Source organism: Microbacterium sp. Marseille-Q6965, from assembly GCF_946151065.1.
Lineage (GTDB): Bacteria > Actinomycetota > Actinomycetes > Actinomycetales > Microbacteriaceae > Microbacterium.
The window spans coordinates 323551-333096 of the sequence record NZ_CAMGZA010000004.1 but is presented as its reverse complement, the minus strand read 5'-3'; the positions used below and the strand labels follow the sequence as shown (position 1 = coordinate 333096).

Sequence of the window (9546 nt, the reverse complement as noted above, 5' to 3'; positions counted from 1 at the left end):
CTCGCGGGTTGCGCAACCATGGGGCCAACTACGAATACTCATCGACCCCTATGGATGTCGGTGACCGGCGACGGGACGTATATGCGTAGACACACCAGGCGGGTCGCGGCGGCGCGCGGATCCGGGGGGCGGCGAGCACCGGCGGGCCCCCCCGGCCCGGGCCCCCCCCCCGGGCCCCCCCCTCCCCCCCCCGGGGGGGGCGCCGCCCCCGCCGGCGCCGCCCCCCGCCCATGCATCCCCGCCCCCCCCCGCCCCGACGGGCCCCGCCTGCTCGGCCCTCAGGTGCTCGACCTCCTCGGTCGATTCCCCAACGTGATCGCCTGGGTCAACGGCCACAGTCACCGCAACACCATCACGGCGCGCCCCGGCCCCACGGCCGACCGCGGGTTCTGGGAGATCAACACCGCCTCGCACGTCGACGCCCCGCAGCTGGCCCGCGTCATCGAGCTGGCGCACAACCATGACGGCACGCTGTCGCTGTTCACCACGCTCATCGAATCGGACGCGCCCGCCCGCGTGGGATACGACGATCTCACGCCCGCGGGACTGGCCTCGCTCTACCGCGAGCTCGCGTTCAACGACCTGCACGCCCGCCCCGCCGCCGTCGGAGAGGCGGTGGACCGCAACGCCGAGCTGCTGCTCGTCGATCCGCGGCGCTGAGGGGCCCCTCAGCCGATCATGAGCTGGGCGACACGGGCGACCTCGGCGACGCAGTCGAGCTCGCGCTCGCGGTCGGGCGTGCGTGCGAGCACCGCCCGCGTCGCCGCCGCGTCCCACGTGGCCACGAGCAGGCGCGCGGCGCTGCGAGGGTCGATCCGCAGCGGCAGCCGGCGCACGCGCACCACGTCCTCGATGATCGCCGCGATCTCGTCGAGCAGCCGCGCCTCCTGCTCCACGAGCGCCGTCCCGAACGCCTCGTCGCGCATCCCGCGGATGCGGATCTCCGCGTGGAGCATGAGACCGTTCCGGTCCTGCACGAGCGAGTCGAGCACGCGCGTGAGCGAGGCGAAGTCGTCCTCCTCCCGGAAGGAGGGATCCTTCTCCAGCTCGGCCACGCGGCCGCGCACCTGGGCGATCTGCTGCCCGGCGAACTGTCCGGCCAGCTCGAGGAAGAGCTCGTCCTTACTGTCGAAGTTCGAGTAGAAGGCCCCCCGGGTGAATCCCGCGCGCTCGCAGATCGTCTCCACCGATGCCCCGCCGAGTCCCACCTCGGCGAACACCTGCGCCGCCGCGTCGAGGAGGCGCGCGCGGGTGTTCTCGCGGCTGCGCGCCGTGGGCTGCTGAGACTCCGTGGTCACGGCGGTCCTTTCCCGGGTGATGTTCAGACGCAGGTCCGATCGCGCCCACTACGATACACATACGTATCGGATACAGCGTTGTATCGAAGTCCCTGCTCCCCCCGTCCGGAGGCGCCTGTGTCCACTCTGCTCTACTCGCTCGGCCGCTGGTCTTTCCGCCACCCCTGGCGCGTCCTCGTGTCGTGGATCCTGCTGCTGCTCGCGGTCGGTGCGGGGGCGCTCGGGCTGAACAAGGGCTTCGACAACTCCTTCTCGATCCCGGGGACCGAGTCACAGGAGGGCTTGGAGCAGCTGAGCCGCACCTTCCCGCAGGTGGCGGGCACCTCCGCTCAGGGGATCGTCGTCGCCGCCGAGGGCGACGACATCCAGGACGATGCGTACCGCGGGCCGATCGAGGATCTCGTCGCCGAGATCGAGGAGATCGACGACGTCGCGGCCATCACCTCCCCGTACGACGACAACGTCGACGGCACGATCTCGGACGACGGCACGGCGGCGATCGTCCAGGTGCAGCTCGACGGCCAGGCCACGACGCTGGACGAATCCGTCAGCGAGGCGATCGAGCGGGCGTTCCACGACCTGCGCGGCGAGCTGCCCGAGGGCGCCACGGTGGCGCTCGGCGGCGAGCTGTACGCCACGGAGCTGCCCACCGTGACGATCACGGAGGCCTTCGGCGTGATCGTCGCCCTCATCGTGCTCATCGTCGCCTTCCGCGCGATCGCGATGGCCGGCGTGCCGCTCGGCGTCGCGCTGCTCGGCGTGGGCGTCTCGATGCTCGGTATCGTCGCGGCCACGGGCTTCGCCACGGTGAGCGCCACGACGCCCATGCTGGCCCTCATGCTGGGCCTGGCGGTCGGCATCGACTACTCCCTCTTCATCGGCGCGCGCCACCAGGATCAGGTGCGCGACGGCGTGCCCCTCGAGGAGTCCGCGGCGCGGGCCACGGGGACCGCCGGGTCCGCCGTCGTCTTCGCCGGCGTCACGGTGCTCATCGCGCTCATCGGCCTCGGCTTCGCCGGCATCCCGTTCCTCACGACGATGGGCATCGCGGCCGCCGTCGCCGTCGCGATCGCGGTGGCGATCGCCGTCACGCTCACCCCGGCGTTCCTCGGCTTCGTCGGCGCCCGCGCGGCCGGTCGCCCCCGGCGCGCCGCCAAGGGCGGCCCACGTGCCGGATTCTCGCGACGCTGGGTCGAGGCCGTCACGCGCCACCCCGTCGTCACCACCGTGGCGGTCGTGCTGGGCCTCGGCATCATCGCCGTCCCCGCGGCGCAGCTCCAGCTCGCGCTGCCCAACGCCGGCGTGCTGCCGGAGGAGAGCGAGGCCCGGCAGGCCTACGACCTCACCGGCGAGCACTTCGGCGAGGGGTTCAACGGCCCGCTGATCCTCACCGGCACCATCGTCACGTCCGACGATCCGCTCGCCCTCATGGAGGACCTCGGCGAGGAGGTCGAGAGGATCGACGGCGTCGCCGAGGTCGCGCTCGCGGCGCCGAACGAGACCATCGACACCGGCATCGTGCAGATCATCCCCGAGACCGGCCCGTCCGACCCGGCCACGGCCGACCTCGTCCGCGAGCTGCGCGCCCACCACGACGAGTGGCTCGACGAGTACGACATCGACCTGAAGGTCACCGGGTTCACGGCGGTGTCGATCGACATCTCCGACCAGCTGGCCGGCGCCCTGCTGCCGTTCGGGGTCTTCGTCGTCGGCCTGTCGTTCCTGCTGCTGATGGTCGTGTTCCGCTCGGTCTGGGTGCCCCTCAAGGCGGCGCTGGGCTACCTGCTGTCGATCCTGGCGGCGTTCGGCGTCGTGACGATGGTGTTCGAGTGGGGGTGGGGCGCCGACCTGCTGCACGTGGCCAAGACCGGCCCCGTGATCGCCTTCATGCCCATCGTCGTCATGGGCGTGCTGTTCGGCCTCGCGATGGACTACGAGGTGTTCCTCGTCTCGCGCATGCGCGAGGACTTCGTGCACGCCGCCAAGCGGCGCGGGCTGCTGGGCCGCGTCGCCCGCGCCGACGCGCGGGAGGCCGCGAACGAGACCGCGCTGGAGGCGGTGCGCAGCGGCTACACCGCCTCGGCGCGCGTCGTCACCGCGGCCGCCGTGATCATGTTCGCGGTCTTCGCGGCGTTCGTGCCGGAGGGTGACAGCAACATCAAGCCCATCGCGCTCGCGCTGGCCGTCGGCATCGCCGTGGACGCGTTCCTCATCCGCATGACGCTCGTGCCCGCGGTCATGGCGCTGCTGGGCCGCCACGCCTGGTGGATGCCGGCGTGGCTGGAGCGGATCCTGCCCCACTTCGACATCGAGGGGGAGGCCGTGGAGCGCGAGCGCGCGCTGGCCGACTGGCCGGAGCCCGGCTCCACCGCCGTCGTGGCTGCCGACGGCCTGGCGGTCGCCGCCGGCGACGTCGTGCTCGCCTCCGGCGTGGACCTGCGGGTGGAGCCCGGCGAGGCGATCGTGCTGAGCTCGAGCGACCCGCGCGCGTCGCGGGCCGTCGCCCTGGCCATCGCCGGCCGCGCCGCCCCCGCCGACGGGCTGCTGCGCGTGGCGGGGCACCTGCTGCCCGCACGCGCGGCGTGGGTGCGCACGCACGTGGGTCTCGGCCTGCTGTCCTCGGACGACGACCCGGTCGCGGCCGCGCGCCACGCGCTCGACGGCCGCCCCGCCGCCGCCGTCCTCGACGGGCTCGAGCGCCTTTCCGCCGCCGAGCGCGACCAGGTCGCCGCCGTGCTGCGCGACGCCGCGTACGTGTCCGATCCGGACCGCCCGCTCGCGCTCGTCGTCACGAGCGCCGATGCGGCGGCGGCCCGGTCCCTGCTCTCCGACGCCGGGTGGACCACCGTCCACCGCGTCGACGTGACCAACGAAATCCGCGAGGTGAACGCATGACGATCCTGGAATCCGCGCTCTCGCGCAAGCCCGTCGGCTGGCTGACGGTGCTGGGCGTGCTGCTGCTGCCCGCCGTGATCGGCGGTGTGCTCGTCGCGGCACTGTACAACCCGACCGAACGCCTCGAGAACATGTCGGCGGCCATCGTCAACCTCGACGAGCCCGTCACGATCGACGGACAGTACACGCCGCTGGGTCGTCAGCTGGCGGCCGGACTCGTGGACGGGTCGGACGACCTGGACAGCAATCTGACCTGGGTGCTGTCGAACGAGGACGACGCGAGCGAGGGCCTGCGTAACGGCACCTACCAGGCGGTCGTGACGATCCCCGAGGAGTTCTCGGCCGCGGCGACATCGTCCGGTCAGGCGCTCTCCGGCGCGCAGGAGACCGCCGAGCGGGCGACGATCGAGGTGACCACGGCGCCGGACGCGCTCGTCGTCGACCAGGCGATCACGACGCAGGTGGCCAACGTCGCCGCCGCCACCATGGGCGACATGCTGTCGGAGGCGACGCTGTCGAACCTGCTCATCGGCTTCACCACCATGGGCGATCAGCTCGGCGACGCGGCCGACGGCGCGCGACAGCTCGCGAGCGGCGCCGGTGAGGCCCGAACGGGTGCGGATCAGCTGGCCGACGGCGCCACCCAGGCCGCCGATGGCGTGGCCCAGCTGGGCGACGGCGTCTCGCAGCTTGCCACGGGCGCCGCGGCCTCCGCCGGCGGGGCACACCAGCTCGCGGGCGGCGCGACGGCGCTCGCCCAGGGCCTGCGCGGTGACGGCAGCGGCACCGGTCTGGCCGATGGGGCGCAGCAGCTGGCCGGCGGGGCACAGAGCCTCGCCGACGGTCTGCGGGCGGGCGCGGCGCAGGCGGAGCAGGGACTCGTTCCGGCGGAGCTGACGAATGCGACCGGCGGCGCGCTCCGCCGCTCGGCCGAACTGGCCACGCTCGTCGGGGACCAGTGCACCTACGATCCTGCTGACCCGCTCGACGTGCCCGATGCCGACCTCTGCTCGGCGCTGAGCTCGTTCGTCGACCCGGAGAACCAGAACTCGCTCCTCGTCCTCACCGGCACCGCCGACGGGTACGCCCAGGGCCTTGCCGAGAACCTGCCGGGCCAGGTCGCTGCGGGCTACCGCGACGCCGCGACCGGCGCGCAGTCCCTCGCGGACGGCGCCTCCGGCCTCGCGGACGGCGCCGCCCAGAGCGCCGCCGGCGCCGATGAACTCGCCGCGGGCGCGAGCGCGCTGGGCTCGGGGCTCGACCAGCTCGCCTCCGGTGCGCAGCAGGCCGCGGCGGGGGTGCCCCCGCTGCACGACGGCGTCTCGCAGCTCGCGACGGGGGTGGGCGCTCTCGGCGACGGGATCGGCGAGCTCGCGGGCGGTGCCAATGAGCTCGCGGGAGGCCTCGAGCAGGCCGTCGACGCGGTGCCCTCGTATGGCGAGCGCGAGGCGCAGGACCTCGCCTCGGTGGTGGCCGATCCGGTCGGCACGTCCGGCACCGAGGAGTCCCTCTTCGGCGCATCGGCCGTCCCGCTGCTGGCCACCGCGGTGCTGTGGTTCGGCGCGCTGGGCACGTTCCTCGCCCTGCGAGCGGTATCGGCCCGCGCCCTCACCTCGCGGCGCGCGTCGGTGCTGCTGGCCGGCGGCACCCTGCTCCCGGCCGCCGTCATCGGCGCCCTCCAGGGCGCCCTGGTCGCTGGCGTCCTGCAGCTGGCGGGCGGCTACGAGGCGGGCACGTTCTGGGGCCTGCTCGGGGTCTCGGTCCTCACGGGCGTGGCGTTCGCGGCGGTGCACCAGGCGCTCATGGCCGTCTTCGGCGGCGGTGGCCGTTGGGTCGCCGCGATCGTGGGCGCCGTCGCGATCGCGGCGAGCATCGTCTCGACGATCCCGCGGGAACTGACGGGGGTGAAGGCGGTGCTGCCGACCACGCCGGCGTTCGACGCCTTCCTCGCCGTCATCGCCGGCACAGGGGCCGGCGGCGCAGCGATCGCCGGTCTCGTGATCTGGGCGGTGCTGGCGTTCCTCGTCTCGACGCTCGCCGTGACGCGCCGCCGCTCGGTCTCGGCGAAGGAGCTCCTCGAACCGGCCCTCGCCTGACGCGGGCGAAGCCGGGGCCGCGGGTGACGCGCGGCCCCGGCGAAGCGGGCGCCCGCGCCTCGGAACCGCGGCGGCGCACCGCGCTGCAGAATGCGCTGTGTATCCGGGCGCGGCGGCCCCCGCCCGCCCCCGGACTCCTAGGCTCGGTGGATGGCTACCACCGAGATCACGAAGGACAACCTGAACGACACGATCGGCCAGGACGGCATCGTCCTGCTCGACTTCTGGGCCGACTGGTGCGGGCCGTGCAAGCAGTTCGCCCCCGTGTTCGAGAAGGCCTCCGAGGAGAACAGCGACATCACCTTCGGCAAGGTCGACACGGAGGACCAGCGAGAGCTCGCCGCCGCGTTCCAGATCACGTCGATCCCGACCATCATGGCCTTCCGCGACGGCATCGGCGTGTTCGCCCAGCCGGGCGCGCTGCCCGAGCAGAGCCTGAACCAGCTCATCACCGCCGTGCGCGGGCTCGACATGGACGACGTCCGCCGTCAGGTGGCGCAGCAGCAGGCGGCCGCCGAGGGCTGATCCCGCGAGGCCGACGCCGGCGCGGCGCCGCACCCGGCGCGGCGCCGCGCAAGCTGGGGAGAATCTGAGCATTCGGGCCAGCACGCGGCGGGATCGTGCGCGGACTGGCCCCTCCGGCATACGCTCCGGGACATGTTCCGTCGTTCTCTACGCCTCCCGTCGGGCGCGCAGTACGCCCTCACATGGGCCGTCGAGGACGAGTGGGGCGGCATGACGTCGGCGATGCTGCATCGCAGCGCGGCCTTCGCCCGCCTGACGGGAGAGCCGGTGACCGTGCTCACGCTCGACCCCGATCCGCACTACCCGGCGCGCATCGAACGCCTCCGGGCGGATGGCCGGCTCCCCGACGGCGTCACGCTGGTGAACATGTGGGACTGGCTGCGCGAGCATCCCCTCCCCCACGGCCGGCTGCGACTCGACCGTCACGCGTTCACCCCGCTCGCCGAACTGCCGCCCCAGCCTGCGGAACGCACCGAGGAGCGCGTGCGCGATGGGCGGGTGCTCAGCCGCGCCCGCCTGGCCGCCGACGGCGAGATCCTCCAGACCGACCACTTCCGGCGCGACGGCAGCCTGCTGCTGTCGGAGCGACGCGATACCGAGGAGCGCGGACGGCTGGGCGGCAAGTCGGTCGTCCTGTGTGACGAGAAGGGTGCGCCGGTGCGATCGTGGGGTCGCATCGCGCATCTGTACCACGCGTGGCTCGACGCGCTCACCGCGCGCAAGCGGTCGTTCGTCATCGTGGACAGCAAGACGACCGCGCGCTGGGCGATCGAGTACCGCCGGCGGCACGCGGTCATGATGCACGTCGTGCACGCGTCGCACCTCGTCGGCACCGAACGGCCGCACGGGCGCCTGCGCGAGTCCCGCCGGCGCGTCTTCGAGGACCTCGACGGCTTCGACGCCGTGGTGCTCCTCACACCGCGCCAGCGCGACGACGTCGTGGCGCTGCTCGGCCCGCATGCCGGCCTCGAGGTGATCCCGAACAGCCGCGACCTGCCCGCCGCGCCGCCGCTGCGCGGCCGCGCGCCCGGCCACGGCGTCGTGCTGGCGAGCCTGACGCGCCGCAAGCGCGTCGACCACGCCATGCGCGCCGTGATTGCGGCCGCCGCCCAGGGGGTCGACGTGACGCTCGACGTGTGGGGCGAGGGTGAGGAGCATGCCCGGCTGGCCGCTCTCACCGGCGACCGCGTGCGCCTGCGCGGCTACTCACCCGACGCGGCGAGAACGCTCGAGGAGGCGTCGTTCCTGCTCTCGACGTCGACGTCCGAGGGCTTTCCGCTCGTGCTCGTGGAGGCGATGGCGGCGGGTTGCCTGCCGATCGCGTACGACGTGCCCTACGGACCGGCCGACATCATCCGCGACGGGGAGAACGGCTTCCTCGTACCCGCCGGCGATGAGCGCTCCCTCGCCGCGGCGATCACGCGGCTCGCCGGCCTGCCCGAACGGGAGAGGGCGCGCATGCGGCGCGCCGCCGTCGCGACCGCCCGACGCTACTCCGACGAAGAGGTCACGCGCGCGTGGGCGCGGGCGATGCGCCGCGCCCGCCGCCGGAAGTCGGACTGAACAGCGCCGCCACGCGCGATCCCACCGCCCGGGCGGCGCGATGCGCCGGCCGCTCCACCACGTGGAAGAAGGCCCACGCGGCCGCGAGGCTCAGCGGCACACCGACGAGGGCCACGAGCATCCAGTGATCGTCGCCCCACGAGAACGCCAGAGTGGCGAGGATCGGGGCGTGCACGAGGTAGAGGCTGAACGACACGTCGCCGAGCCAGCGGGGCACGCGCGCCTCGAGCACCCGTGCCGCCAGGGGCGAGGCGATCGCCACGACGATGAGGCCGGCGGCACCCGCGCCCGCGAGCCCCCACAGGGCGTGCCCGAGGTCGCTCGTCGACGCGACGAAGGGCCGCGTCCACCACGCGGCGATGAGCACGAGCGCCGAACCCACCGTTGCCCCGAGCCACAGCAGCGGGCGACGGCGCTGACCGGCCCAGCGCTGCAGATCGGGCAACCGCACGGCGATGAGACAACCGATGAAGAACGTGGGCAGGTAGACGAGCGCCTCCAGGTCGAAGGGCCGCTCGTCGAACACGCGTCCCGCCACCATCGCGAGCACGCAGGCGACCGCGGCCGGCCACGCCCAACGGCGCAACAGCAGGGCCACCGCGACGAAGACCGGCAGGAGGATGCTGAACAACAGCTCCCAGCGCAGCGACCACAGCACGTTCACGGTGTCGTACGACGCGGGGATGAGCGTCGCCTCGCGCAGCGCGAGCTCCACGTCGGGGAAGAGGATGTTCGCGTTCACGATCCACGCGTCGGGAGTGACGTCGGCGGCCTCGCGCGGGAACACGATCACCAGGAGCAGGGCCAGCAGGATCGCCGCCCACACCGGCAGATACAGGCGAAGGAGGCGCGAGACGGCATAACCGGGCCACGAGAAGCCGTCGCGCAGCGCGGGCAGCGTGACCACGAGCCCCGAAAGGACGAAGAACACCTGCACCGCCTCGGTTCCCGCGAAACCCAGCTTCAGGGGGGTCTCGGTCGCGGTCTCCCACACGAGGCGCGCGGTGCCGTCGTCGGCGAACGGCTTCGCGATGAGGCTCGCGTGGTACAGCACGACGACGAGCGCCGCCACCCCGCGCACGCCGTCGAGCGCGCGCAGCCGGCGTGAGGCGGGTGCGGTCGGAGGCGCGCCCTGCGGGTCGCGAGGCGGATCCAGCGGCTTCACGGGC

General features: G+C 73.5%; 7 protein-coding genes. 5 read left to right on the top strand and 2 right to left on the bottom strand.

The genetic code is table 11. From position 1 onward, the window contains the following. Positions 1-312 precede the first annotated feature (312 nt). Positions 313-660: a hypothetical protein gene (locus tag N8N77_RS12265; RefSeq protein ID WP_261167144.1), complete on the top strand. Its 348-nt coding sequence runs from the start codon at positions 313-315 to the stop codon at positions 658-660. Between the two features lie 8 nt (positions 661-668). Here the strand turns inward: N8N77_RS12265 and N8N77_RS12260 are convergent, their stop codons facing one another. Then, the gene (locus tag N8N77_RS12260) at positions 669-1298 is read right to left on the bottom strand and encodes a TetR/AcrR family transcriptional regulator (protein ID WP_261167143.1); all 630 of its coding nucleotides are present in this window, start codon (positions 1296-1298) and stop codon (positions 669-671) included. A 117-nt stretch (positions 1299-1415) separates the two neighbouring features. On the opposite strand from N8N77_RS12260, the gene N8N77_RS12255 reads away from it, so the two are divergent. The 4 genes from N8N77_RS12255 (at position 1416) to N8N77_RS12240 (ending at position 8377) form a co-directional block, all read left to right on the top strand. Next, the gene (locus N8N77_RS12255; protein ID WP_261167142.1) at positions 1416-4193 is read left to right on the top strand and encodes an MMPL family transporter; all 2778 of its coding nucleotides are present in this window, start codon (positions 1416-1418) and stop codon (positions 4191-4193) included. Beyond that, complete coding sequence (locus N8N77_RS12250; RefSeq protein WP_261167141.1) at positions 4190-6289, top strand: YhgE/Pip domain-containing protein; 2100 nt, start codon at positions 4190-4192, stop codon at positions 6287-6289. The genes N8N77_RS12255 and N8N77_RS12250 overlap by 4 nt, the downstream gene beginning before the upstream one ends. Before the next feature lie 150 nt (positions 6290-6439). Beyond that, positions 6440-6814: a thioredoxin gene (gene trxA, locus N8N77_RS12245; protein ID WP_261167140.1), complete on the top strand. Its 375-nt coding sequence runs from the start codon at positions 6440-6442 to the stop codon at positions 6812-6814. Positions 6815-6946: 132 nt separating this feature from the next. Next, on the top strand, positions 6947-8377 hold the full coding sequence (locus N8N77_RS12240; RefSeq protein ID WP_261167139.1) for a glycosyltransferase: 1431 nt from the start codon (positions 6947-6949) through the stop codon (positions 8375-8377). On the opposite strand, the gene N8N77_RS12235 is transcribed toward N8N77_RS12240, so the two are convergent. Next, complete coding sequence (locus tag N8N77_RS12235; protein ID WP_261167138.1) at positions 8322-9542, bottom strand: acyltransferase; 1221 nt, start codon at positions 9540-9542, stop codon at positions 8322-8324. The two genes, N8N77_RS12240 and N8N77_RS12235, sit on opposite strands and share 56 nt — an antisense overlap. Between the last annotated feature and the right edge of the window lie 4 nt (positions 9543-9546).

What these genes read in the sequence shown, in the direction of transcription:
- N8N77_RS12250 (WP_261167141.1), top strand. Translation starts at nt 4,190, where the DNA reads ATGACGATCCTGGAATCCGCGCTCTCGCGCAAGCCCGTCGGCTGGCTG.
- trxA (WP_261167140.1), top strand. Translation starts at nt 6,440, where the DNA reads ATGGCTACCACCGAGATCACGAAGGACAACCTGAACGACACGATCGGC.
- N8N77_RS12240 (WP_261167139.1), top strand. Translation starts at nt 6,947, where the DNA reads ATGTTCCGTCGTTCTCTACGCCTCCCGTCGGGCGCGCAGTACGCCCTC.